General features: G+C 44.1%; 16 protein-coding genes. 9 read left to right on the forward strand and 7 right to left on the reverse strand.

Annotation, left to right across the window (positions count from 1 at the left end):
* Positions 1-3: 3 nt before the first annotated feature.
* From AC1XUD_RS02935 to galA, 5 genes are all read right to left on the reverse strand, one after another.
* Positions 4-579 carry a hypothetical protein gene (locus tag AC1XUD_RS02935; RefSeq protein WP_483359449.1) on the reverse strand — a complete coding sequence of 192 codons (576 nt, stop codon included), beginning with the start codon at positions 577-579 and terminating at the stop codon, positions 4-6.
* A gap of 330 nt (positions 580-909) precedes the next feature.
* The gene (locus tag AC1XUD_RS02940) at positions 910-2265 is read right to left on the reverse strand and encodes an FAD-dependent oxidoreductase (RefSeq protein WP_483359450.1); all 1356 of its coding nucleotides are present in this window, start codon (positions 2263-2265) and stop codon (positions 910-912) included.
* Positions 2266-2295: 30 nt separating this feature from the next.
* The gene (locus AC1XUD_RS02945; protein WP_483359473.1) at positions 2296-4371 is read right to left on the reverse strand and encodes an alpha-L-fucosidase; all 2076 of its coding nucleotides are present in this window, start codon (positions 4369-4371) and stop codon (positions 2296-2298) included.
* A 76-nt stretch (positions 4372-4447) separates the two neighbouring features.
* The gene (locus AC1XUD_RS02950) at positions 4448-4801 is read right to left on the reverse strand and encodes an L-rhamnose mutarotase (protein WP_483359451.1); all 354 of its coding nucleotides are present in this window, start codon (positions 4799-4801) and stop codon (positions 4448-4450) included.
* A gap of 163 nt (positions 4802-4964) precedes the next feature.
* Entirely contained in the window at positions 4965-7409 is a 2445-nt protein-coding gene (gene galA, locus AC1XUD_RS02955) for a beta-galactosidase GalA (RefSeq protein WP_483359452.1), read from the reverse strand.
* Between the two features lie 137 nt (positions 7410-7546).
* On the opposite strand from galA, the gene AC1XUD_RS02960 reads away from it, so the two are divergent.
* The 3 genes from AC1XUD_RS02960 to AC1XUD_RS02970 all read left to right on the forward strand — a co-directional run bounded on the left by AC1XUD_RS02960 (position 7547) and on the right by AC1XUD_RS02970 (position 13757).
* Complete coding sequence (locus AC1XUD_RS02960; RefSeq protein ID WP_483359453.1) at positions 7547-8428, forward strand: helix-turn-helix domain-containing protein; 882 nt, start codon at positions 7547-7549, stop codon at positions 8426-8428.
* A gap of 677 nt (positions 8429-9105) precedes the next feature.
* On the forward strand, positions 9106-13365 hold the full coding sequence (locus tag AC1XUD_RS02965) for a PAS domain S-box protein (protein ID WP_483359454.1): 4260 nt from the start codon (positions 9106-9108) through the stop codon (positions 13363-13365).
* Positions 13362-13757, forward strand: a complete 396-nt coding sequence (locus AC1XUD_RS02970; RefSeq protein WP_483359455.1) for a response regulator — start codon at positions 13362-13364, stop codon at positions 13755-13757. The genes AC1XUD_RS02965 and AC1XUD_RS02970 overlap by 4 nt, the downstream gene beginning before the upstream one ends.
* 85 nt (positions 13758-13842) lie before the next feature.
* Here AC1XUD_RS02970 and AC1XUD_RS02975 read toward each other — a convergent pair whose 3' ends face one another.
* Complete coding sequence (locus AC1XUD_RS02975; protein WP_483359456.1) at positions 13843-14217, reverse strand: hypothetical protein; 375 nt, start codon at positions 14215-14217, stop codon at positions 13843-13845.
* Positions 14218-14317: 100 nt separating this feature from the next.
* On the reverse strand, positions 14318-15553 hold the full coding sequence (locus tag AC1XUD_RS02980; protein WP_483359457.1) for an ice-binding family protein: 1236 nt from the start codon (positions 15551-15553) through the stop codon (positions 14318-14320).
* Positions 15554-16158: 605 nt separating this feature from the next.
* Here AC1XUD_RS02980 and AC1XUD_RS02985 point away from each other — a divergent pair.
* The 6 genes from AC1XUD_RS02985 to AC1XUD_RS03010 all read left to right on the forward strand — a co-directional run.
* On the forward strand, positions 16159-16725 hold the full coding sequence (locus AC1XUD_RS02985) for a DJ-1/PfpI family protein (protein ID WP_483359458.1): 567 nt from the start codon (positions 16159-16161) through the stop codon (positions 16723-16725).
* 444 nt (positions 16726-17169) lie between these two features.
* A complete protein-coding gene (locus AC1XUD_RS02990; RefSeq protein ID WP_483359459.1) occupies positions 17170-19575 on the forward strand; it encodes a TonB-dependent receptor in 2406 nt (801 codons plus the stop codon).
* A 39-nt stretch (positions 19576-19614) separates the two neighbouring features.
* On the forward strand, positions 19615-20919 hold the full coding sequence (gene nhaA / locus AC1XUD_RS02995) for a Na+/H+ antiporter NhaA (RefSeq protein WP_483359460.1): 1305 nt from the start codon (positions 19615-19617) through the stop codon (positions 20917-20919).
* Positions 20920-21140: 221 nt separating this feature from the next.
* A complete protein-coding gene (locus AC1XUD_RS03000; RefSeq protein WP_483359461.1) occupies positions 21141-22562 on the forward strand; it encodes an alanine/glycine:cation symporter family protein in 1422 nt (473 codons plus the stop codon).
* A gap of 87 nt (positions 22563-22649) precedes the next feature.
* On the forward strand, positions 22650-24182 hold the full coding sequence (locus AC1XUD_RS03005) for a SulP family inorganic anion transporter (protein ID WP_483359462.1): 1533 nt from the start codon (positions 22650-22652) through the stop codon (positions 24180-24182).
* Positions 24183-25019: 837 nt separating this feature from the next.
* Positions 25020-26435: hypothetical protein (locus AC1XUD_RS03010; protein ID WP_483359463.1), on the forward strand; the 1416-nt coding region annotated here is incomplete at its 3' end.

Raw genomic sequence — 26435 nt, forward strand, 5'->3', positions numbered from 1 at the left:
AAATTAGCGGTTTGTTGATCGCGTGAGTTCCACAGCAAATTTTGCAGTACAGGATTGATCGACGTTAGTAGATTGGGTGCCTTTCATCAATTCAGCAGAAACAGCACTGAGATCAATACTGAGGGTTAGTTTTTTGGTGGCAGACGAATCGCTGATAAACTGCAAGTTGATTCCAGTGCTGTCGAATCGGGCATTATAAATACGTACCAGATTGTTATTTTTATCCGTAACCCGTGTAAGCAGGCCTGTTGAGTCACTTATAAATTCCCAAAAGTTTGCACGTTGATCGCCGATTACATACTCACTGCAATTGGATTCACGGCATACGGATTTGGCATTCCATAACCCGGCGATCGCCTCCGGCCAGCGCTGAATGACCACGGTATCTTTTTTAGTCAGAAGACTATCCCTCATGCGCATTAATGAATAATAGTCAGCTTCTTTCATGGCAAATTCTTTCTCTTTTTCTGCCACTGCCCGTTCACGTTGGGCAAGCTGCTGCTCCCTTTGATCATTTTGACAACTAAATAAGCAAATACAGAAAAAGAGAATAAAGACCTGATTTTTATGTATGAACATAATTTGAGATTTTATGACTATTGCAATTGTATTATCGCATTATTGTTTTTGATTTTGTTAATCCTAAGGTAGGCGTTTACTTTTCAAAACCAAAGTTGAAGGCCTTTGACTAGTCGCGAAAGAATATGAAGCTGATGGCTGGTTAAATTATTAAAATTCGAAACTCCTTGGTTTTTGACCCGGGCAGCAGCATCACGATCCCGGCCTCTCCGCCGGCAGCATACACATTCTCTGGAAATTATAGATCAAATTGTCTCTGGGGAAAATAATAAGCAATATATCCCGAAATCACTTTTAATGATCCGTAGCAACTCTATCCCTTTCGAGCCATTATATTTTTGCAAAAAGGTCGTTAAGAGACTCACTCATTGAAGGATGCGTGTAAATCGTATCGCGTAATATGGTGTAATCGAGCCCGGCATTCATGGCAAGTTGTACCAGATTGATGAGTTCACTGCTATTGGCGCAAAGCAATGTACAACCTAATATTTTGTTCGTATCGGCGTCCACCACTGCTTTCAAAATGCCTTCGGTTTCTCTTAAAATCTGCGCACGGGTGCTGGTTGCAGCCGGTAAGCTGGCGACCTTAATTCGGTAACCCTGCTTAATGGCTTCATGCTCGCGCATACCCACCTGGGCTAAAGGAGGGCTGATGAATAATGCCGAGGCTACGTTTTTCCGGTCGAGCAGTGTATGAGATTGAAATTGGGAAAATTGGCTTCGCAGTATCCGGAAATCGTCAAGGGATATGTAGGTAAACTGTGGTCCGCCGTTCACATCGCCGATAGCCCAAATGTTGGGAGCCGTGGTTCTTAAATGTTTGTCCACTATAATAAAGCCGCGATCGTTCTGCTCCACGCCCGCAGCGAAAAGGTTTAAGTCTGCCGTGTTTGGCTGGCGCCCCGTTGCAACCAGGATGGCCGTTGCTTTTGCTTCCTTTTGTGTTTCCCCTTGATGGTAAACGACTGTATCCGAATTGACATCGCCGGAGATGATTTTCTCAACCTGCGCACCTAGTTCAATCCGTATCCCTCTGGCGGTTAATATTTTCATAACCACTTCTGCAATATCGGGATCCTCATTAGGCAAGAAAGTGGCGGAACGGTCTAGCAGCGTTACCGTAGATCCGAACTGCGCATACATGCTTGCGAATTCAAGAGCGATGTATCCGGCTCCGATAATTACCAGATGCTGAGGTAGTTGTGTTGCTTCTAGAAGGGTTGTGCTGGTGAAAATACGCTGACTTTGCTGAAGGCCGGGAATATTGGGAATGACGGGCTTGGCACCAGTATTAACAATGACCCGATCGGCTTCAATGAGCACTTCTTCACCCGTGTCGGTAAGACGAACGGATATCTGGCGGGGCGACACGAACGATGCCGTGCCGGTGATCACGGTCGCATTCGGGAGCTGATCTACCATCTCAAAATTGCGTTGCCGAAGCATGGTTACCAACCGGTTCTTTTCACTAATCGCGTCGCTATATTCCACGTTGGTCTCAGCACTGTGGACTAACGATTTGGTTGGAATGCATGCAATGTTAATGCACGTTCCACCATACATAAGCGGCGATTGCTCGACTATGGCCACTTTCCAGCCTTCTTTAGCCAGGAAAGCAGCCAGCGTCTTGCCGCCTTTCCCAAACCCTATTATTAGGGCATCATAATTTTTTCGAATTTCTTTCATGATGGGAAGTAATAATAGGCTAATGTAATCCTATTTTGTAATTACGTCAACTTCACCATAACCTGCCTCATCATTTCCTTGCGTATTCTGTGTTGCCCGCAACTTCACATACCGTCCTTTGATCAAGTCAAATTGCTTAATTTGTGCTAGTGGGTTGTTCTTGATATTTGAAAATTCTCCTTCGGTTGCCAGCTTCCAATTTTGATTATCTGTGGAAACAAAAAACTGAAAATGAGAAATGATGCCGTTGGTGCGACCCTGACCCGGAAGGTATTTGAAACCCGTCAGATTTTCTTCTTTGCCCAAATCTATAATCAAATCGGCTGGCAACTTTTGTCCTTTAGGTTGATACCAGGCCGTGTTCGCGTTTCCGTCGATTACCGCATCTGACTTTTGGTCACTCACGTCGATCAGCTTCCAGTTTTTGTGCGAAATATCAAACTTTTCCGCTGCCTCAGGACTGGTCGCGCCGGTTTTTGCATCGACTGCAATGGTGTGAATTTCCAATTTTCCGTCAGCTTGAATCGCACCGGTATATCGCATCGATTTTTTAGTCGCGGGGCTGCCATTTGTGGTGTAATAAATTACAGATTCTTTGTCGGCTGCTTCGATAGTAACAGCGCCGTCCTTATTTCTGCTAATATTGGGTGCAGTCAGGATCTGTGGCGCGTTGAAGACACCAATGTTGGAAATCACCGGGGCAGCTTTCGAGTCTATGATGGTGAAGCGAACTTGGGATGCTTCCACAGTCGGGAAAAGCAAGATGCGCTTATAACCGATGGTCGTTTGCTCATCCAGCAACTTCCATTCGTTGCCAACCCGTGCTTCGACTTTAAATGCTTTCACCCGCTGGCCCAAAGCAATATTTTCCTGAACTAAAAAACGATTGAACGCAGTTGGTTTGCCAAAATCAATCGTCAACGATCCAGTTTTCAGGTTGTCGTCTGTTGCCCAGTAAGTGTCATTTTTCCCGTCAACGGCTTTTTCCGGTCCGAAATCTTTCGCGTTTCCACGCGTGTTTGAAGCGCTCACTTTTTTGTTTGCAGCAAGGTCGACGGCAAATGCTTTCTTAACCGCGTCGGCCATTTCAATAACGGCTTTTTCATCATTTTCATGAATTAAACCACGCTTGTCAACCGGGAAATTGAGCAACATTGTCCCATTCCGGCCAAATGAGCTGTAATAAGTTTCCATTAAACGCGGCAATGTTTTAACCTTGGTATCCTCATATTCATGATAAAACCAGCCCGGACGGATGGACGTATTGACTTCTCCCGGCACCCATGAATCGCCGTTTTCGACGCCATGGCGTAGCATTTCTCTGCTTACCTCGCCAGTTGCATTGAGCAAGCTCCAGTTTTTCTCCCCCACATGTCCATCCTCGGTTCCTACCCATCGAAGGTCGGCTCTGTCACCTCCGTCGTTCCAGATAACGATATTAGGTTGTAATTTTCGGATCAATTGATAGGTGTTTTTCCAATCATAGTAGGTTTTTGCATCGATTTTGCGGGTTTCCTTTGCCCCGCCGTAATAGCCAGAGCCGCCATTAGCGCCATCAAACCAGATCTCGAAAACCTCGCCATAGTTGGTCAATAATTCCGTAAGCTGGTTGCGGAAATAGGTGATATATTCCGGCTTGCCATAATCGGCATAGTTACGGTCCCAGGGAGACAAGTATATGCCCAGTTTTAAACCATATTCTTTGCAAGCCTCCGCAAGGTCTTTGACGATGTCGCCCTTGCCCCCTTTCCAGCTGGAATTTTTGACAGAATATTCCGTATACTTCGAAGGCCAGAGACAGAAGCCGGAGTGGTGTTTGGCTGTCAAAATAATACCTTTCATGCCTGCTGCCTTGCATACCCGCGCCCATTGACGTGCATCCAGTTTCTCCGGATTGAAGATTTTTGGATCGTCTTCTCCATATCCCCATTCCTGATCTGTGAATGTGTTGGTAGACAAGTGAATAAACGCATAATATTCCATTTGCTGCCACCGGATCTGGTTTTCAGTGGGTACAGGCCCGAATGGTTTCGGCGCATTAGGTTGAGCCAGACACGCAGTAAATGATTGCGCTATGAACAGTGCAGCCAAAAGGCCTCTGTGCATCTTTCGGTTTTTTAAAAAGGTATTTTCAGACTTTGAATTTTTCATTATGATACGTTCGGTTGAATGTTAATCGGTATTATTCCATTTTATAAATTTGCTCCATCAGGGTCCATTTTTGGTCCGCGGTTGAATCTGGAGTGGTGGATTGAAATTGGGCCATATATTCTTCCCATTCACTTTGGCGAGGCTTTTTTGCCAGTTCGTCCATGGCCAGTTGATGATCGAAATCTTCGATTGTGTCCATAATCATGAAAAGCTTTGTCCCTGTGAGATAGATTTCCATATCCAATATTCCCACCTCTTTCATTCCTTGTGTGATTTCCGCCCAGGCTGCTCCTTTTGCATGAGCCCTCTTGTAAGATGCGATCAAAGACGGGTCGTCGCGCAGCTCCATCGTCTTGCAAAACCGCCTGAAAACTGTATTATTCATATGCTCCATTATTTAACTTTATCTTTTATCATCCAAGTCATCTAAATATCTTCGTTGATATAGGGGGCATTTTGATGTAGGTCGGAATGCATCCATGACCTGCATAGCAAGCAAGACAGCTATGGATATATTTTTTGTTTGCCTCAGATTTCCACAAAGCCCGTTAATTGACCGTTATAACCACTTCATCACCTGCCAGCGAATCCGAAATCACTTTAAGTTTAATTTTGCCCGCTTTTTTGTCGGACTGTACCAACACCTGACAAAGCCCATTAAATGCTTTCCGGCGATCGGACTTATCCGGTTCGTGGCTGCTTGGATTGCCGTTGCCGGTGCCAATAATATGTCCGTTGCCTTCGATCGCAAACTGAATCAAATTGTCAGCGGTTGGTACTATTCGACCTTTCGCATCTCTGATTTCGATATTGATAATGGCAACATCCCGTCCATCTGCTTTTAATATGAGCGTGTCAGATCTGGCTGATATTTTGGACGGACTGCCTGTTGTTTCAATAAGCTGTTTTGCAACCAGTTTTCCGCCCCTGAACCCTAGAACTTCCAATTTCCCAGGTTTGTAAATAATATCCTGTTCAAAATATTCAAAGGCAGAGAGCTGTTTTTTGACAATACTCTTGCCATTGACCAAAATTTCAACTTCCTCGCAATTGCTATATCCTCTGAATTTCATCTTCTGACCTTCTTTGCCCGGCCAGTTCCAATGTGGGAAAACATGCACAATCGGCTGATCCGTCCACGCTGCTTTGTAGCCATAGTAGCCATCTTTCGGAAACCCGCAAAGATCCATAATACCGAAATGCGAGCTTACGCAGGGCCATCTGTAGGGCGTTGGCTCGCCGCGATAGTCGAAGCCCGTCCAGACGAATGTGCCGCTCAGGTACGGATATAAAACGATGTGTTTCCAATCCTGTCCCGGCTGCAATCCCCAGCTGATTCCCTTTCCAAAATTGGAAACGTAACCCTTTTCCTTATCATCCACATATTCGCCGCGCGTGGACACATAACTCGTTGATTCTGTGACGAACATTTTCCGGGATGGATATTTTTCGTGGTCTTTGACATACTGCATCCCTCGCTGCCCATAATTGTAGCCAACCACATCGATCACATCGGCATATCCGCCCTCATTCCAGCCATGGTTCATTGCAGCGGTAACTGGTCGGGTAGGGTCGAGCTGGCGGGCGGTTTCTGCCATTTTTTTGAGGATCCTTGTTCCTGCTACCTTGCCTTCGAGTGATTCTTCATTTTCAAGGCACCACATAAAAACTGAGGGATGGTTCCGGTCGCGCAGCATGAGTGTCTTCAGTTCTTCGAGACCGTCGGGCGTGCTGGTAAGTAATCGGTTTTCGTCCAGAACCAGCATCCCTTCCCTATCGCAAATGTCGAGTACTTCCGGGGTAGGCGGGTTATGGGCCGTGCGGTAACCATTGCTGCCCATTTCTTTAAGGAGCTTGATTTTATACCAGTTGATTTTGTCAGGAAGCGCAACGCCCACGCCCGAAAAGTCCTGGTGATTGGCTGTGCCTTTAATCGGGTAAGCCTTGCCATTCAGGAAGAAACCATTGGTTGTGATCTCTACGGTTCTGATTCCAAATATAGTCTCATAATTGTCGGTAACCGCTCCATTTTCAATAACCTCGGTCTGGATTTTGTAAAGGTTTGGCGTTTCCGGGCTCCACAGTTTTGGCCTTGCAACAGAGCCGGTTTGAGATAGCTCTTTGCTTGATAATGGGGCAGTGGAGCCGGAGATTGTTTGCGTATCAATGATGTTTCCGGCAGCGTCCATAATTCTCGAAATCACCTGAAAAACCTTGGTTACAGCTTCCTCGTTTTCAATGGTCGTTTTGATACTGACAACTGCTTTTTCCGGTGTTATGCTTGGCGTAGTGATGAATGTCCCGAATCGGGCGACGTGAAGCGGGGCGGTTTTAGTCATCCATACATGCCGGTATATCCCACAACCTTCATACCACCAGCCTTCAGTATCTGTCGCATCGACTTTGACCAAAATGACATTTTTGCCCTCATCCCCATAGCGCAGGACATTGGTCAGATCGTAAAATGAAGGCGTGTAACCGCTTTTGTGATTACCCATCAAATTCCCGTTAACCCACACCGTGCTGTTGCGAAAAATCCCGTCGAACTCAATTGATATGGACTTCCCCAGATCGGCACTTTCGATTTCGAACTCTTTTCGATAAAAGCCGATGTCGGTCGGCAGATAGCCGTTACCAGCTGGCTGACTGCTAATATTGTCATCGTGCACATATTGCTCCTCAATAAGCCAGTCGTGAGGGAGATTCACGTTTGTCCAGTCGCTGGCTTTGTATGCAGCGACTTTATTTTTGTCTGTGTAGGCAATAATAGCCTCCTCTCCCTCAATAACCTTAACATCAGCATCCGTCAAACCGCCCTGTCTGCCTGCTTTCACGGCTCGCTTGATGGCGATGTCTCCTTTATGAAACTGCCAACAGAAATCGAAATTTTCGCGCACACGCGGAGTTTGCGCAGATGCTGCATTAAAGCCCGTTGAAAATAAGATGATTACGAGGAAGATTAATGGTCTTCGCGCAAAAGATGGGACATTCATATTCAAAGGTTGGGTAGTTCAATCAGGATCCGAAAGTCAAAAGTAGGGTGTGCCCTCAATAAAAATGGGAATGAAAAAAGACTTTTTATTGACTGAAACAGACTTTTACTATCTTTCGGACTACTTTGTCATGATTAATGAATAAACGATTTCTCACGCAAACATTATCGCTGCTGAACACCGATTACGTGCAGCTTGACTTCCGGTGGAATTACAAAAATGTAATTAGCCCTTACCATCGAATTTACTATATTGATGGAGGAGAAGGAACGATATCCGATGTCGACAAAACGCTCACTTTGGAACCCGGATATTTATACATTATCCCATCCTACACGCTTTGTAACCTGGTTTGTGAGCATCACCTGAGCCAATATTTTGTTCAGTTTTTTGAAGAATCGACCAGTGGGAAGTCGCTGTTTTCTAATGTGCGTCACATACACAAAGTGAAGGCCACTGATATGGATCTCATCGGATTTCGACGACTGGTCGATATCAATCCCGGGCGCGGGATCAACAGATCTGATAACCCGCAGGTTTATGAAAAAAACGTTTATTACAAGGAATACCAGGAGTTGAACAACCAGCAGAAGTTCTCCGATTTTCTGGAAACACAGGGTATTCTGTTTCAGCTCATTTCGCGCTTTTTGGTTGCCGAAACTTTTCAGGCAAAACAAGCCGGCAATGTCCCGGCCAAAGTGCTTGATGCCATGCAGTTTGTATATGTCAACCTGCATCTGCCTCTCACAGTCAAGCTCCTGGCAGACCGGGCGAATCTAAATTCAGAATATTTTTCACGTCTCTTCGAAAAGCATACCGGAACCCGTCCGCTCAGTTTTATTTACGGCGCACGCGTAGAGCGGGCGATGCATATCATGGCGACTAGCCTCGCATCCGTGTCCGAGATCGCTCATTTGACGGGATTCGAGAGTGCGCCGCATTTCACGCGCGTCTTCAAAAAAGCAGTAGGAAGGCCGCCAGGTGCTTATCGGAAACAAATGCAGCTTTCCAGCATTTAATTACGTACTATCCATTAGTCTTGAGTCCCCTGATTTCATGGAGAACGGTATGTATTGTGTTACCCATTAATACAGATTTTTTTGAAAGGGCTGCTCTGCAATCTGTTGTTTGTGTGGTAATTACAATGTTTAGGATGGATATCTCTGCGGTAAGGACACATATACTGCTGTCTTGAGTAGCCCTGTCGTAACGAACCATTCCGCGCAGGCCAGCCCATATGAAAGGTGGGATAATAAAGTATGGATAAAATGCCCCATTGTTAGTTTTTAATCTTGTCGAATCGCCATAACGTCTTGGCATACTTTTAATCTTAATATTCTATTACTTCATTCGACGCATTGAGAAGCAATTTTATATCGATCTAGCCCTTTAATGATTAGTAATTAAAGTCAGTAAGTTTTGATGCTACCAAGCGAACTTTCCACCCTTTCCGTAAGACATCATGTTTACAGCCGAAACGCACCATATCATAGCAATTGGCGTGTCGGCGGGCGGCCTCAATAACCTGATTCCTTTTTTTCACTATAGTTCATTGGAGGGCATTTATCATCGTCCATCATTTGTCTGCATGATTCGGAAGCCTTATCGTAGCGCTTCTTTTTACTAATCATATGCTGCACCATCGCAGACTGCTAAATCTCTGCTCCGCCTCAAACCCTCATTAAACACTAGCGTCATGAATGAACCCTTAAATATTCTACATCTTGAAAGTCTGCGCGGTGATGCAGACGTGGTCTACGATGCGCTCATCAAATCCAAGATACTTTTCCGAAGACTGATTGTTGACAGCAAGGATCGGTTTATAGCGGCGCTGACAGAATTTTCACCTGACCTGGTTCTGGCGGAACATTCACTGCCTTCCTTTCGCTCTATCGAAGCTCTGAATATCTTCAAGCAAACCAATCTTGATATCCCGTTTATCGTCGTTACGGCTGCTACAAACGAAGAAACTGCTGTGGAATTGATCCGCGAGGGTGCGGATGACTACCTGGTAAAGGATCGTTTATACCGCCTTCCGCTAGCGATAATCAATGCACTGGAAAAGTTTCGTTTAAAAAAAGAGCATAAAAGGAATTTAAATCTTTGTAGAAAATGGTCGGGGGCAGCGATTACTAACTTCTTGGATAACCCTGAAATTTACGGGATAGCAGATAATTTCAAGAACATCACAGACAGAAAAATTGCACAGGACGCGTTGATCCAAAACGAGCAAAAGTTCAGGTTGCTGGTTGAAAATAGCAAGGATGGTATGGCCATCCTGTCGGCGAATGGGATAACGTCCTATATATCGCCCTCAATCACAGACGTCCTGGGTTACAAGGCTGACGATGAAATGTTGTCGAACCTTTTCGGGTTGGTTCATCCTGACGACTCCGCTGAACTCATGGCAGTCATCAAGCAGGCAGAGGCAGCTCCCGGGATAACAATACAGGGTGATGCGATTCGCGTAAAACACGAAAATGGTGAGTGGCGCTGGATAGAGAATGCGATAAATAACATGATGGGTAATCCGGCCATTAATGGTCTTGTTAATAATGTTCGGGACGTAACTCAGAAAAAACTCAGTGATCTGGTGCTTGCTAAAAGCGAAGAGAAATATCGCCTTCTGTTTGAAACTAGTATGGATGGTATTCTGCTTATTTCGAAAAATGGAGAAATTCTTGAAGCCAATCATGCTGCCTGCAACATTTTTCAAATGACCGAGGGTGAAATTATCGCTGCTGGTAAGCTGGGTTTAGTTGATGTTACCGATCCCAGGCTGAATATCCTGTTGGAGGAGCGCAGCCAGACGGGAAATGCAGATGGACAGATCTTTTTTATGCGGAAAGACCGCTCTCGCTTTGCAGCCGAAATATCATCAACAGTATTTCACGACGCTTATGGGGATGAAAAGACGTCGATTTTTATTCGGGATATCAGCCATCGAAAACTGACTGAGCAGCTTTTAATCGATAGTGAGGAGTTTAGCAAGGGTGTTCTTGCATCTCTGAGTTCACACATTTGCGTGATTGATAATACCGGAACGATGATAGCGGCAAATAAAGCATGGGACGACTTCGGAAAAACGAACGGAGCGGGCACTCTTGCCAGAACCTCGATAGGTAGCAATTATTTTGAACTTTGTGAGAAGGCGATCCTTGAAGGAGATAACGATGCAAAGCAAGCTTTGGATGGCATTTCATCTGTTTTTAGTAAGGAAAACGACGTTTTTGAAATGGAATACCGTTGCGATTCTTTGATTGAGAAGCAATGGTTTATCCTCCAGGTCAAGAAATTTGGTCAGGACGATTCCAAAGTCGTTCTTTCTCACCAGAATATAACAGAGCTTAAAAATGCCGGACTGAAGTTAGAGCTCAGCGAATACAGGTTGAAACAAGCACAATCAATGGCTAAAATTGGCAGCTGGGAAATTAACCTTGAAAACCTCGAGTTGATCTGGTCTGAGCAAACATATACTATTTTCGAAAAAAGCGACGTCAATTTTACTCCGACGTATCAAGCTTTTCTGCGTTTGATTCACCCTGATGACCGTAAAGCTGTCGATAGGGTGCTGATTGGTTCTTTACAACCAGGTGGTCAGCAAAGCATAGAGCATCGGATCATTGGAACTGACGGAATGGAAAAGGTAGTTGAGGAGCGATGGAGTGTATCAAAGGATATTCGCGGATTGCCCTACCTACTGGTTGGAACTTGCCAGGATATCACCAGGCAGAAAAAGGCTGCGGAAACGATTGTAAGGTCCGAGGCAAATCTCAATGCCATTATTGAAAATACGGATTCATTTATTTATTCGCTCGACAGAGATTTGAACTATGTAACCTTTAACAGCCCTCTCCGAAAAAACCTGAAGGAAAATTACAATATAGAGCTTACTGCAGGCTATAATATATTTGAATTCATTAGAAAATTTGATCCGGAAGCAACCGAAGAATGGAGAGATCGTTACAAAAAGGCGCTGAATGGCGAAATTGTCAAGTTTGAAAAAGAGTTTCTGACAAACGGTCTATATACTTATACCTGTTTTTCCTTCTATCCGATTTGGGAAAATAAAAATGTGATTGGGTTGTCCTGTTTTGTAGATGATATCACGAAACAAAAAAACGCAGAACAAGAGTATCATTTTAAGGCAGAATTACTGAATACCATCGGGCAGGGCGTCATAGCAACAGATCTGAACGGTAAGATTAATTATTGGAACAAAGCAGCGGAAAACCTTTATGAATTTGGAGCCGGAGAAGCGTTGGGGAGAAACATCGCTGAGGTCACCCCTTTAACGGCAAGTCAGCCGGAAGGTCAGCAAGTTGTCAATGCGCTAAAAATTGATGAAAACTGGACTGGCGAATTTAATATCTGCAAAAAGGATGGCGCGCCATGCTCAGTTTTACTAAGCACCTCACCAATATATGATCAGCATCATCAGCTAACCGGAATTGTCGGCGTTTCAACCGATATTACCCAAAATAAGGCATTAGCACTTCTTTTAGAGAAGGCAACCACACTTGCCAGCATCGGGAGCTATGAGGCCGACCTGGTCAATAACCGCGTGTTTTGGTCGCCGATGACAAAATTGATTCATGAGGTGGAAAGTGATTTTATACCAGATACGAAAACCGCTTTGGATTTTTATAAAGCTGGCCACAGCCATGAAATGATTGCTACCGCACTTGAGCAGGTAGCCGAAAAACAAACACCTTTTGATCTTGAACTTCAGATTGTTACTGCTAAAAACAACCTTCGGTGGGTAAGGGTGATTGGTGCGGCCGAACGCGTTAACGAAAAGGTTATTCTTTCCGGTAGTATCCAGGATATCGATAAAATGAAAAAAATCGAACTCGAATTACTGGAAGCCTACGAGGAAAAAAATGTAATTCTTGAAAGTATTGGAGATGCTTTTTTTGCGGTTGATAAACATTGGGTTGTTAACTATTGGAACAAAGAAGCCGCCCGTCTTCTGGCCCAGCCCAAAAATGGAATATTGAGCAAAAACCTATGGGAGGTTTTTGCTGGTAGCGTGGGATCTGAATCATATAAAAATTACAATCTCGCAGTTGAAACCAATCAGATCGTTCATTTTGAGGATTACTATTTGCCGTTAGAAACCTGGCTTGAAATCAGCGCATATCCATCCATGAACGGTTTGTCTGTTTTCTTTAAAGATATTACCGAGCGGAGGCTATCCGAAACAAAACTTAATGAACTGAACAAAAATTTACAAGAGTACTCCAATGAGCTCGAGCTTTCAAATAAAGGTCTTGAACAGTTTTCATATATGGTCTCTCACAACCTTCGCGCACCTGTTGCCAATATCATGGGTCTCGGAAATCTCCTGGGCGACGACTCTTATCCAGCCGATCTTAAGGAGGAATTCCTGAAAGGTATTCTGGATAATGTCCAGCGGCTGGATGACGTGATTGTTGACCTGAATGTAATTCTACAGGTTAAACAGCAGATCGTTGAGAAGAATGAAAGGGTAGATCTTCAGGCACTTGTCGAAAATATTGAGTCCAGTATTCAGGGTCTTATTATTAGGGATAAAGTTCGGATTATTACAGACTTCCGTGCGGTCAGCGAGTTCGAAACAATGAAAACTTATCTGCACAGCATATTATATAACCTGATCATCAATGCAATCAAATATCACCGGTTAGGTGTAACACCGATCGTCGAGATCCAGAGTATGGCCAAGGATGGCAAGTTGATTATTTCTGTTAAGGATAACGGGATTGGAATTGATCTGGAAAAAAACAAGGGGGAGCTTTTCGGTATATACAAACGCTTCCATAATCACGTCGAAGGAAAAGGCATGGGGCTTTTTATAGTCAAAACGCAGGTCGAAATACTAGGGGGTAAGATCTCGGTGGTCAGTGAAGTAAACAAAGGAACCACGTTTTGGATAGAATTCACTTGTAAAACAAACGAAAATCTCTCAAAATGAAAGCATTAAACCGTTTCATAGTCGTTGACGACGACCCCTTTAATAACCTCGTCTGTAAGCACATCATCCTTAAATTTGACAAGGATGCTGAGATTACCCTTTTTACTAATCCAGAAAAGGCGCTTCAGGTTATCGAAGAACAATATGGCGATAAAGCAAACGGCAGCGAGGCCACTGTTTTTTTAGACATTAATATGCCTTTAATAAATGGGTGGGAATTCCTGAAAAAATTTGAAACTTTCAATGAGAAAATTCATGACCAAATTTCGATTTACATTTTGTCTTCCTCGCTCAACCTGAGTGATATTGAAAAAGCGAAAAAAAACCCGTTTGTTAAAGGTTTTCATCAGAAGCCGCTAAGCCTGGAAACGGTGCATTTGATCAAAGACTAATGAATTGGAGATGTGATGGTAATTCAAATTTCCGATATCGGCCAAAAAAGAAATGAGCCGGTGTCCACCAGCTCATCTCATGTAATTATGACACCTGACTTAATGAATCCGAATCGAGTTTGGTTTGTAAACTATTCTTTGCTTTTTCGTCACGAACGAGTGTTTCATAGAGCACTCTCAATTCTTCCTGATAACGTGCGGCGGCACCGAGGTTTACGCCCCGGATCGAATTGAAGTCATCTCTGTCGAGACTGACCTCGCCGACGATAGCTTCATGAAAAACATCAATGGAGCTTTGAGCGAGATCGGCGATCACATCTTTCGCGTTTTCAACGAGAAATAAGTTCCAGGTATAAATTGTTTTCGGAGCTTCCATATCTTGATACTTATTGATATACCCGTCAATAATAGCGCTGGTTCTTCTTTGGTGCCCAATTATTAAATCCTGAAATGTCGGCATAAGTGAAAATGGGTTCGGTGGAAAATAGAAACAATAGAGTAGGTTTTTTGTGTGTATAGTGAAACGTTGTCAAATAATTGCTTTGGGCAGCGTGGCCATGCTATTCTTTTACTATTCTTAAATAATCCGTTCCTCCGCTGGCAAGGGTAAGTTTGATTAGATATATACCAACTGGAAGACTCTTCACATCAATGAGTGTAGAAGTTTCCGGCAGTATCTGTTTTGATAAATCGAAAAATGGTCTTCCGGTCAAATCATTAAGCTGGATACGCTCAATTTGGCTTGTGCCTTTTCCAGTCACTGTCAACCAGTCACGAACGGGATTTGGATATCCGCTGATAGATTTAACTATTGGAAAGTCAATATTCTGAATTCTGCTGAACGAGAATGTGCCGTCTATATCTATCATTTTCAACCGATATAAGTTCGATCCATGTATTGGACTACCGTCAGTGAAAACGTAGGACGTCGATTTCATGCTTTCCCCTGCTGCGGAAACGACTGCAATTGTTTCCCAAACCTTTTTAGTAGTGCTGCGTTGCACTTCAAAGCGATCGCTATTTGTTTCTGAGGTAGTTTCCCATTTAAGTACGCTGGTAAAATTTTCACCCTTCATCGCTGTAAAAGCTGAGAGTGTAACAGGAAGTGATGAAGATGGCAATGTCACGACGTTGCTGGCGAGATTAACGGCTCCGGCTGTAGTCATCATTCGGCCGTCAATAATCGCGGCCTCGGAGAGGTTAATGGCACCTGACGCTACGAAGGTCCCGGTAAGCATCGCACCGGCACCAACATTTAGGGCACCTGCTACCTGAAAGTATACATTGTCCCAATTGGCTCCGTTGGCCAAACTGATTTGTGATAATGCAGCAGCAGAAAATGCTCCTCCTATCCGGATAATAAAAATTGAATTCTGATCAGCATTTCCATCGAGGGTTAGTATTCCCTCTAGTGGAGTAGCATCTCCATAACAATACTGGCCTGGAAGCAATGTCTGGCCGTTTCCTAATGTTACACTGGTTTGGGTTGCATCACAGGTATTTTTGTTGAAGTCCGTAAATGCAAAGACTACATCTACCGCGGCCTCGGCGGTAACATCGCCAGGAGTATATCTGGTGCCAGTCTGAGTAACCAGCGAAAATCCATCATCATAGGTTCCTGCATTTGTACCGATGTCTCCAGTAATCGTTGTAGTCCCTGTATTGGTATAGTCACCAACTGCCGTAAATAACGCAAATTGACTGGTGGTACCTAAATCAGGAGCAACCTGAGCAAAACTCATCCTGGAGAACGGGATTAGCAATATTCCTAGAATTACTACTATACGTATTATCATTATATTTATATTTAAGATGTGAGTTATTTCTATATCGGGAAGGTAGGCTATTTAATCGGATTTAAGTCTAAATAAAAAAATGGTTTTCTATGAATTAGAGATTTATTGTACTGATATTGAGTCAATTTGATGATTTTTTAATTCCCGAATCAAATAGTATCAGAAATTTTGTTCGTAGAATTAACTTGAAATTATTAGTCGAGAGGTTTTGAGCTTCGTAGTGCGGCGTCCATATACAATTGATTAGTAGATGATGGCTTGCCGTTGTGTTATTCCTATAAAAATGATACCACCGAATTGTCTCATGGTGACAAAAAGCGTGACTATTTTTTTATTCCTCTCCCTGTGTTGAATCTTATCAACAACACATCGCTGCGTGTGTCAAGACGCTTGATAAACAATAGGTTACATAGCCTTTGTTGGTGAGGATACAGATTGATCGTTGTGAGAAATTAAGCCCGTTTTGATTCGATACCTCTAAAATCAACTAGAAAGACAGATTGATCGAACCAGCTGTTTGGGTAGGAAGTGCCTGATTTTAACTTTAACTGATTTAATTGGGTAAAATAACGCTGACAATATCCCTTTTTCTAACCTTTTACACCATGAATCGCAAAATCTTGATCGTCACCGGAGATGGTGGCGAAAGTTACGAAACACTCTATGCTGTTCACCGCTTTCAGGAAGAAGGCGATACTGCGCTGATTGCCGCTCCGAGCAAGCGCCGCCTGAACCTCGTAATGCACGATTTTGAGGTTGGTTGGGATACATATGTTGAACGGCCTGGCTATTGTCTGGAATCGGATATGACCATTGAAGAGGTAGTCGTAGATGACTATGATGGCATTCTGCTACTGGGCGGGCGTGCCCCTGAATACTTGAGAAACCACGCCGGGCTGCTGGAGCTGGTTCGCGAGTTTGATCGTCAGGGAAAGTGGATCTTTGCCATCTGCCATGGAATACAGATATTGGTTACAGCGGGATTGGCGAAGAATCGAATATTAACCGCTTACGAACACGTGCGTAGCGAAATTGAGATGGGTGGCGGCATATATTCTACCCAGCAAGCCGTGCGCGACGGGAATATCATAACCGGACAGACCTGGCAATCACACCCCGAATTCTATCGCGAAGTGTTTGACTGTTTGAAAAAAGCAGAACTCAACGTTTAGATTAAACGATCGTACTTCCAAATTCGGTGAACACTGCTATTCTCGTATTTAGTGTTCAATTTAACGACTGAATGAATTAAATGGATTGACTAATGCCCATTTCGGTAATGGTATGGGTATCAGTCAATCCATTTGCGTAAATGCGCCCAGATATCTGCCTCTTATTTTCCCTTTAGTGATATTCAGCCCTTTTAAGTGCTGAAAGTATATCGTTCTAAGGGTGTTGACCCGGATTTTCCACTTAGCGATTTTCCGGTTATGGAGCTAACATATCGCACCATTCCTCAAAAGTGATTCATCAGAAGACTGGTGGAACAGAGTTTTATTATTAGAAGAAATTAAAAAGAGATTAAACTTTCGGTGTGATTGATAGTCATACTAGTTCGGTTCTCAAAAACATCTTTCAGCAACTTCTGCGCTGACAATTTCTAAACTTCTTCTGATATGAAAATCTTTTCATTTATCCTGTTTGTCTTATCGTTTACTTTCACTCTGAGTAATGCTCAAGACGCATCCGAGGGGGCTATCAGTATTCAAGGAAAGTTAGAGGACTCGGGAAAACAGCCGGTTCTTTTCGCAAATGTTGCGATTTATTTATCGGTCGACTCAACTTTCATAGGAGGGGCAGTTTCGGATGAGCTAGGAAAGTTTGTTATACCTGTTAAGCAGGGCAAGTATTTCCTCAAAGTATCCTATTTAGGTCTCAATGAGAAGATTGTCCCCAATATTGTCGTGGCCAATCAAAATATAAACTTAGGGACTATTTCTTTGAAGTCTGACACGAAGCAACTTGAAGAACTTGTAGTACGTGGGGAAAAAAGTCAGATGGAGTTACAGCTGGACAAGCGGGTGTTCAACGTTGGAAAGGACTTAAGCAATATTGGGAGCAATGCTTCTGATATTTTAAACAATATGCCCTCCGTGACCGTGGATGTTGATGGGAACGTGGCTTTGCGCGGAAGTGGAAATGTCCGGATTTTGATTGATGGTAAGCAATCGGGAATGGTCGGAATGAATCCCGCGGAGGCGCTTCGCCAAATTCCGGGAGATTTAATTGAAAGCATTGAGATTATTACAAACCCTTCTTCCAGATATGACGCGGAGGGGGAAGTGGGGATCTTAAATATTGTCATGAAAAAGAATATAAGGTATGGCCTGAACGGTTCCTTCACCGCAACCGCTGGTTATCCTTCAAATTTTGGCGGATCTGTCAATTTGAATTACAGGAAAAAGAAGGTAAATCTGATAGGCAGTTATGGGAATATATACCGTGAGGGGCCAGGAAAAGGAACTTCCCGCCAGGAGTATAACAGTGTCGATACGAGTTTTGTGTATGAACAAATCAGTAACCGGACGCGTGGAGGATATTCAAACAACTTTATGATTGGAATGGATTATTTTTTAAATAGCCGGAACACCATAAACGCAACAGTTTCTTATCGAAAATCTCGCAACACGAACAACACGACGCTCGAATACCGGGATTTCGACTTTAACAATAACCTAACCAACACGGTAGTCCGAACGGAAATGGAAAAGGAGCCGCGCACTAATTTTGAGGCGGCGCTGAATTATAACAAAACATTTGAAAAGAAAGGGGAGAGTCTTGCAGTCACGGCCAAATATATTTTAAGTGACGAAACCGAGGCATCCAGGTTCAATGAAAGCACGATTGGAAAGGAGACAGCCATTAGGCAGCGCTCTTTTAATACCGAAGACGAAAAAAACTTTTTATTCCAGTTAGATTACATCTATCCCTTTGGAAAGAGCGGAAAGTTTGAAACCGGGGTAAAAAGTTCTGTAAGGTTATTGGATAATGATTTTTCTGTTCACCAGCAAAATCAGGAGCTGAACTGGGTCATCATTCCTGAATTTGACAACAGGCTGGCATATGATGAAAAAATCCATGCGGGATATTTAATGGCCAGCAACGAATTCGGAAAGTTTTTTATTCAGGCTGGTTTGCGTGGCGAATATTCAGATATCCTGACTGAGCTTAAAAAAACCAACGTAACCAACCACAGGAAATATTTTAATTTATTTCCAAGTCTCCACCTTTCGTATAAACTGAAAGACATGCAGACTTTGCAGCTCAGTTACAGTTACAGGCTCAGCCGTCCGGGATTCAGGGATCTCCTTCCTTTTTCAAATTTTAGTGATTCGAGGGTTTTTCGTGCTGGAAATCCCTTGTTAAACCCCGAGTATACTCATTCATTTGAGGCCGGGCACTTGCTTAATATGGCGAAAGGTTCCTTGTTATCGAGCGTCTACTATAGGCACCGTCTTGGCGTTGTTGAAAATATTACTTCGATCGATTCTACAGGTTTCACGAGGATAACACCAGTGAATTTGTCGACAGGTGATTCCTATGGATTTGAATTTAACCTGACATATGATCCTTTTGAATGGTGGAAATGGACAGCTAACGCCAATGTGTTCAGAGCTATTAACAACGGGGTTTATCAGGATCAGATACTGAATAGTGATACCTATTCATGGACAAGTCGTTTGTCTTCAAAAATAACATTATTCCGGAATGTTGACGTTCAGTCTGCATTCAATTTTCGGGCACCCAGAAGAACAACTCAGGGCAGGGACCTTGCGCAGTATTGGGTTGATCTGGGACTTTCCCGTGATGTATTAAAAGGCAGGGCTACTATCACAGCCAGTGTTCGTGACTTATTTAATTCCAGAAAACAACGTCGGATCACCGAGACTGCGGGCTATTATTCCAAATCGGAATTTCAATGGAGAGCCCGGCAATTTCTGGTGACCTTTTCTTACAGGTTAAACCGGTCCAAACAAAATGAAAAGGGCGATTCTGATGATGATAATGGAGGAGAAGGGTAATTCATATTAATTTAATCCGTCATAAATCATCAGATAGTCATGGCCGAGTCGCCCATCGATCAAATACTTAAACCTGTCAGCAGATTCATTCATCAGGAGTTTACCGGAGGGATCATTCTTTTTGTCTGCGTAGTCATGGCCATTGTATGGGTCAATTCTCCCTGGGGTGAATTCTATCATCATATCTGGGAAACCAAGTTGTCTGTTGGTTTTTCTGATTTCAGTTTTAGCCATCCCTTACACGTTTGGATCAACGATGGGTTGATGGCGATTTTCTTTTTTGTAATCGGCCTGGAGCTGAAAAGGGAATTTATGGCTGGTGAACTCTCCACCGTTAGAAAGGCATCACTGCCCATGATGGCTGCACTAGGCGGCATGCTGGTACCTGCTCTCATCTATTTTGCGATAAACAAAGGCCTTGACTCGCAACACGGCTGGGGTATCCCCATGGCAACCGATATTGCTTTCGCTCTGGCATTATTATCATTGGCAGGCAGCCACATTCCCGGGTCGGTAAAAGTTTTCTTATCGGCACTGGCAGTTGCTGACGATCTGGGTGCAGTGCTGGTAATCGCTTTTTTTTATACTGCACATATTGCTTACGTCCCGCTCATTGTAGCTGGTATATTGCTTACTGTTCTAATGGCCGGTAATTTGCTGGGTGTTCGGGGAACACTTTTCTATTTGATACTTGGAATTGCTGTATGGGCCGGATTTCTTTTTTCTGGCGTACATGCTACTATTGCGGGTGTGCTGGTTGCATTCACCATGCCAGCAAGAACGAAAATCGATGAAGAAGAATATGTCAAAGATGTCAGAAGGTATATCGACGACTTTGAAAGTGCAATTCCCCAGAACGGATCGCTGACCACGACAGAGCAGCACTTGACGATCGAAAAAATTAAGAAGCTCAACACTGATGCAGAGACACCCCTTCAGAAAATAGAATATGCCCTTCACCCATGGGTTGCTTTCGTTATTATGCCTCTGTTTGCGTTGGCTAATTCTGGAATGCACATCGGCAGTCACTTCTTTTCGTCTCTGGTCAACCCGGTTAGTATTGGCGTTGCATCGGGACTTCTGGCGGGGAAAATTGGAGGAGTATTTACATTCACCTGGGTGATGGTCCGCCTCAAATTCTCGAGCCTTCCTCAAAAAGTCATGTGGAGTCACATTTTGGGTGTCGCCATGCTTTCTGGCGTGGGCTTCACCATGTCTCTATTCGTTACAGGTTTGGCTTTCAATAATTTGGAGTTTGTTGACCAGTCCAAGTATGGTATTCTGGTGGCCTCGGTAATCGCCGGAACTGGCGGTATATTTTATTTAAGAACTGTAAAATCTTAAACCTATATCCGCGCTTCCAAAAGTCAGAAGGTTGCAATCAACTTGCGACTGACTGATTAGTCGGGCGTAAAAACCGACCCGCCTTCTATCTTCCGGATTAAGATTTTTTGAAGACAAAGTAGTTATTTTAGTTGGTACATAGATGGCTTTGGAGAATTATCATTTTCTTTATCAATGTAAAGCCAAATATTTTATAACTACTCACTCGTCAGTTATCCGTTATGGAGCAAATAATCAATTCGATTAATAATGTAATCTGGAGCAATGCGCTAATTATCCTTTGTCTGGGAACCGGTATTTACTTTTCTGTTGTAACCCGTTTCCTTCAGGTTCGTTTTTTAAAGGATATGATATCACTTCTTTTCGGAAACAAGGCTTCAGCAAAAGGAGTGTCGTCGTTTCAGGCCTTCGCAATTGCTATTTCCGGGCGGGTCGGTACGGGAAATATCGCCGGGGTGGCGACGGCCATAGCGATGGGCGGTCCTGGTGCAGTATTCTGGATGTGGGCCATCGCATTCCTGGGCGCAGCTTCAGCGTACGTGGAAGCGACGCTTGGCCAAATATACAAAGAAGTTAAAGACGGGCAGTACCGGGGAGGTCCTGCCTTTTATATTGAAAAAGGGCTTGGGGTAAAATGGTATGCGGTCGTTTTCGCAGTTGCGACAATTTTGAGTACGGCCGTATTTCTGCCCGGAGTTCAAAGTAACAGCATTGCAATCAGCGCAAAAAGTGCGTTTGCCATTCCGGTCGAGCTTACCGGCGGTGCCGTCACCAGTTTACTTGGACTCATCATTTTTGGAGGGGTTAAACGTATCGGTAAGGTTGCAGAGTTCGTAGTGCCGTTCATGGCAGGAGCCTATATCCTGATGGCTTTAATTATTATTGCGATGAATATCACAGAGGTTCCGGCTATTTTTAGCCTTATTTTCCGATCAGCTTTCGATCTTGAACCGGCTTTTGCCGGTATTTTCGGAATGGCTGTAGCCTGGGGAGTAAAAAGAGGAATTTACTCGAATGAAGCAGGGCAGGGAACGGCACCGCATGCGGCCGCTGCTGCTGAGGCTAGCCATCCTGCAAAGCAAGGATTGGTGCAGGCATTTTCAGTGTACGTTGACACTTTATTTGTATGTACCGCTACTGCCCTGATGATACTTTTTACGGGGAAATTTAACGTGGTAAACCCGGATGGAGGTTTTCTTGTAGAGAATGTGAAAGGTATGGCGATCGGGGCGGAGTTTACTCAGGAGGCGATCAACACGCATTTTCCATCTTTGGGGAGCGGGTTTGTATCCATAGCTCTGCTTTTCTTTGCATTTACCACCATTATGGCTTACTACTATATCGCAGAAACCAATTTGAGCTATCTGATGGAAACGAGCGAGAGCAAGATACCCCTGTGGGTATTACGCCTGCTCATTATGACTACCACCTTCTATGGATCCGTAAAAACAGCCGAATTGGCCTGGACGGTGGGCGACATAGGCGTCGGATTAATGGCCTGGCTTAATATCATTGCGATTATACTGCTCAGAAAACCTGCTCTGGATGCTTTGAGAGATTATCAACAGCAAAAAACCGAGGGCAAAGATCCTGTTTACAGTGCTACCAGACTAGGAGTGAAAAATGCCGGTGAATGGAATTAAATAAAGGCAAATCGAGTAAGTTTGAAGCAGCAAGAGACGATAAGCCTCTTACTATCTCACTAATTGTATTGGCTGAAAATTGTTTTAATGAAAGCGTACCTCAATTTCTTCGATTTTTCACAAAAAGTTGACTATAGAGCAGAGATACTTGCTGGATTGACTGTGGCCATGACAATGATGCCTGAATCGCTTTCTTTCGCGATCCTGGCTGGTTTTCCGCCACTGGTGGGATTGTATGCCGCATTTATCATGGGGTTGGTTACGTCCGTTCTGGGTGGCAGGCCTGGACTCATTTCCGGAGGGGCTGGCGCCACGGTGGTAGTGCTGATCGCTCTCATGAATTCCCATGGTATTGAATATGTTTTTGCGGCTGTTGCAGGGGCAGGTGTTTTGCAGATCATTGTCGGCCTGTTCAAACTGGGAAAGTTTGTCCGGCTTGTCCCGCAGCCGGTTATGTATGGCTTTGTAAACGGACTGGCCGTAATCATTTTTACCGCCCAGATCAGCCAGTTCAAGACCATCGAAAATGGGCAATCGGTTTGGCTTTCCGGTAACCCCTTATGGATTATGGGAGGATTGGTCCTACTTACGATCGGGATCATATTATTGGTGCCACGCTTTACCAAAGCTGTTCCGCCTTCGCTCATAGCCATTATTGCAGTGTTTATGATCGTATTGGTTTTTCAGATTGATACAAGAACGGTAAAAGATATTGCATCGGTCAGTGGTGGATTCCCCCCCTTCCATATTCCCGATATACCCATCAATCTGGATACTTTGGCCATCATTTTTCCCTACTCGCTGATCATGGCCGGTGTGGGGCTGACAGAGGGATTGCTGACGCTTAACCTTGTGGATGAAATAACCGATACAAAAGGAAATGGAAATAAGGAGTGCATTGCCCAGGGAACTGCTAATATTTTGAATGGGTTTTTCTTCGGGATGGGAGGCTGTCCTATGATAGCGCAGACCCTGGTAAATCTTTCGGCAGGAGCCCGGGCCAGGCTATCCGGTATCATTGCCTCCCTCACGATCCTCCTGATCATTTTGTTTGGTGCACCGTTCATTGAAAAGGTGCCGATGGCTGCGCTGACCGGCGTAATGATCATGGTCGCGATCGGAACATTTGAATGGGCCAGTTTCAGAATAATCAACAAAATGCCCAGGCAGGATGTTTTTATTGGAATCCTTGTGGCCGGAATCACCATATTGCTGCACAACCTGGCTTTAGCGGTGCTGATTGGCGTAATCATTTCCGCGTTGATCTTTGCCTGGGAAAGTGCCAAAAGAATCAGAGCAAGAAAATATCTGGATGCCGAGGGTACTAAGCATTACGAAATTTACGGCCCGCTCTTTTTTGGATCTGTGGCGGCTTTTAACGAACAATTCGACGTTGCCGGTGATCCCGAAAATGTAATCATTGACTTCAAGGACAGCAGGGTTGCGGATATGTCTGGCATAGAGGCGTTGAATAAACTGACTGAACGTTACCTGAAAGCAGGTAAAAAGTTACATCTGCGTCATCTGAGCAACGATTGCACAGTGCTACTCAAAAATGCAGAATCTGTCATTGAGATCAACATCCTCGAAGATCCAGATTACAAAATAGCGGCGGATTAGGGGTTGATTGTGGGAGCAAAGCTTGGGCGTGAAAAATGTGCTATCAATTAATTGCAGTGTGTTGAAACATTTCCCAATGTTGGTAAAAGTTTTTTTCAAAGAACTGCACTATTCTACGAGTTGAACTAACTCAGTGCAAAAGGCCGGACAATTAGAGTAGCCTCATGATGATCATCGCAAAAGTAAATACTGTAACAGGTAGTCCTGAAAATTGATCTCAAATTTAGGTGAAATTTTCTGAAGGGCAACATCCTGTCGATAAATTTTAAAAAGCGCGGGTCAGCAAGGCTTATTGACGACTGCAATTAACTGCATAATCTAATCTCTACGGATCGTATCTACCTTTTCAAAGGCATGCTTCTCCAATTATTTACGCCCGTAGAAGTATTTCATTGTAAAATCTGTTCGATGAACTTTGCACCGTCGAAGACAAATAACGACGGGCTGTCAAAGCCATCAAGTTATCTTCGGTTTCATAACCATATGATAATTCATTTATGTTCAACAAACTTATCAATTTAACACAGACAGACAAATTTTCATCAAATTCAAAAACCGACAAAATGAAACAGTTTTTCACAAATCCAGTTAACAGTCATCGGGAAGTTGGCATAAATCCTGGGAACATTACCGCTACATCCGTTCTCGATGTAGAAGGAACCAGTCTACACTCATAAGCTACATGAAAAGGATCTTCTAAAGTACAAGACCGAAGCCGTCCTGATTAACCATGGCCTTCAATTCCATCTTCGGGAAGTTTATGGGCGAGGTCATCATTTATGCAGTTTATAACAAATGAATACAAATCAAATTTTAGCTTTTTAACAAATGAAAAATATGGCAGTTTTTTTTACACGAACATCAGCACAGGCAAGATTGCTATCGTGTCTTTTATTATTGATGTTGCTCAGTAGCCTGGCGTTTGCACAGGAATTGATTACTAATGGTTCACTTACGGGTACTCCTGCGAATAATGCTGTACCTGGCGGATGGAGTAAAGTGAGCGCCACCCCGGATCTTAATAGTGTATCAGGATCAAATGCCCAGCCTTCGGGGGGCATTGTTCCCTGGCTAGGAACGCCGGTAGCTTCACCAGATGGTGGTACATTTGAAAGTGTAGAGTATCACCAGTCCTTGGGAACCGAAGAATTTGGAACTACCATAACTGGTCTTACTATTGATAAAACATATACATTCAGCTACTATTGGGCATTTACACCAACTGGGGGCTTTACGAATGCAGGCAGACCGGTGTTGACCTTAACAGGATTATCTGGTTACGCACAAGTTGCATCTTTCACCAGCACTAGCTGGAATTGGGTCAAAGTCACACAAACATTAACTGCAACAGCCACAACAGCCACTTTAAGGTTTAAAGCTTTGTCATCTGGGCCTTCTTATCCTAGTAGCACTCATGTAAGTATTGATGGTGTATCATTGGTTCCAACTTGTGCTGCCGGAACTGTGGCTCCTATTCCAAGCGCGAGTACTTTACTTGCTTGCGGCGGAACTGCCAATTTAACCACACTTCAAAGTGGCACCCCGCCAAGTGGAAGTACATTTAAATGGCACACCGGCACTCCGGGAACTTCGGGCAGTCTGGTAAGCGACCCAACGGCTGTTGCTGCACCAGGAACCTATTACCTGACATATAACGATGCTACGAATAATTGCTTTAGCCCAACCTCGTCAGCTGTTACAGTTTCATCTGCGACACCAGCCACACCAGCAATCACGGCTGTTGATCCGACATGTACAGTCCTTACGGGTGGAATCTCAGTTACTTCACCGGTTGCGGGAATCACTTACACGCTCTCGCCGGGCGGTGCGACAAGTACAACAGGCTCTTTCACAGGACTGGCAGGTGGCAGCGGCCCTTACACGGTTACAGCCTCAAACGGGACATGTACATCTGCTGTTTCTAATTCGGTAAGTATTGCTGCTGCCCCCAACTGCTCGGTAGCTGACCTGCGTCCTTTGGGTGTGATGTCCGATGCTGGTTATATCAAACCTTCGGCACTTACAAAAAATGCTTCGCTTCGTATTTTCAACGTAGGCCAAACGGGATCCGTATCATCAGGACCAATCACGGTCTATATTTATCCGCCAAACAACCAGTTTTCACTCGCGCTGGGCTCGGCACCGGGATGGGCTATGACATACGATGCAGGTGGCAACTACTATACGCTGACCTCAACCTCTGTAACAGTTGCCTATGGGTCAACCAACTTCAAGTCTGTTCCACTTATTATT

This window comes from Dyadobacter sp. HNCC25DJ184, assembly GCF_056895215.1.

Bases quoted from the DNA above. Each gene is read 5' to 3' on its own strand.
- AC1XUD_RS02965 (WP_483359454.1), top strand. From the start codon at position 9,106: ATGAATGAACCCTTAAATATTCTACATCTTGAAAGTCTGCGCGGTGAT.
- AC1XUD_RS02940 (WP_483359450.1), bottom strand. From the start codon at position 2,265: ATGAAAGAAATTCGAAAAAATTATGATGCCCTAATAATAGGGTTTGGG.
- AC1XUD_RS02960 (WP_483359453.1), top strand. From the start codon at position 7,547: ATGAATAAACGATTTCTCACGCAAACATTATCGCTGCTGAACACCGAT.
- AC1XUD_RS03005 (WP_483359462.1), top strand. From the start codon at position 22,650: ATGAAAGCGTACCTCAATTTCTTCGATTTTTCACAAAAAGTTGACTAT.
- AC1XUD_RS02950 (WP_483359451.1), bottom strand. From the start codon at position 4,801: ATGAATAATACAGTTTTCAGGCGGTTTTGCAAGACGATGGAGCTGCGC.
- AC1XUD_RS02975 (WP_483359456.1), bottom strand. From the start codon at position 14,217: ATGCCGACATTTCAGGATTTAATAATTGGGCACCAAAGAAGAACCAGC.
- galA (WP_483359452.1), bottom strand. From the start codon at position 7,409: ATGAATGTCCCATCTTTTGCGCGAAGACCATTAATCTTCCTCGTAATC.
- AC1XUD_RS02980 (WP_483359457.1), bottom strand. From the start codon at position 15,553: ATGATAATACGTATAGTAGTAATTCTAGGAATATTGCTAATCCCGTTC.
- AC1XUD_RS02985 (WP_483359458.1), top strand. From the start codon at position 16,159: ATGAATCGCAAAATCTTGATCGTCACCGGAGATGGTGGCGAAAGTTAC.
- nhaA (WP_483359460.1), top strand. From the start codon at position 19,615: ATGGCCGAGTCGCCCATCGATCAAATACTTAAACCTGTCAGCAGATTC.
- AC1XUD_RS03000 (WP_483359461.1), top strand. From the start codon at position 21,141: ATGGAGCAAATAATCAATTCGATTAATAATGTAATCTGGAGCAATGCG.
- AC1XUD_RS02990 (WP_483359459.1), top strand. From the start codon at position 17,170: ATGAAAATCTTTTCATTTATCCTGTTTGTCTTATCGTTTACTTTCACT.
- AC1XUD_RS02935 (WP_483359449.1), bottom strand. From the start codon at position 579: ATGTTCATACATAAAAATCAGGTCTTTATTCTCTTTTTCTGTATTTGC.
- AC1XUD_RS02970 (WP_483359455.1), top strand. From the start codon at position 13,362: ATGAAAGCATTAAACCGTTTCATAGTCGTTGACGACGACCCCTTTAAT.
- AC1XUD_RS02945 (WP_483359473.1), bottom strand. From the start codon at position 4,371: ATGCACAGAGGCCTTTTGGCTGCACTGTTCATAGCGCAATCATTTACT.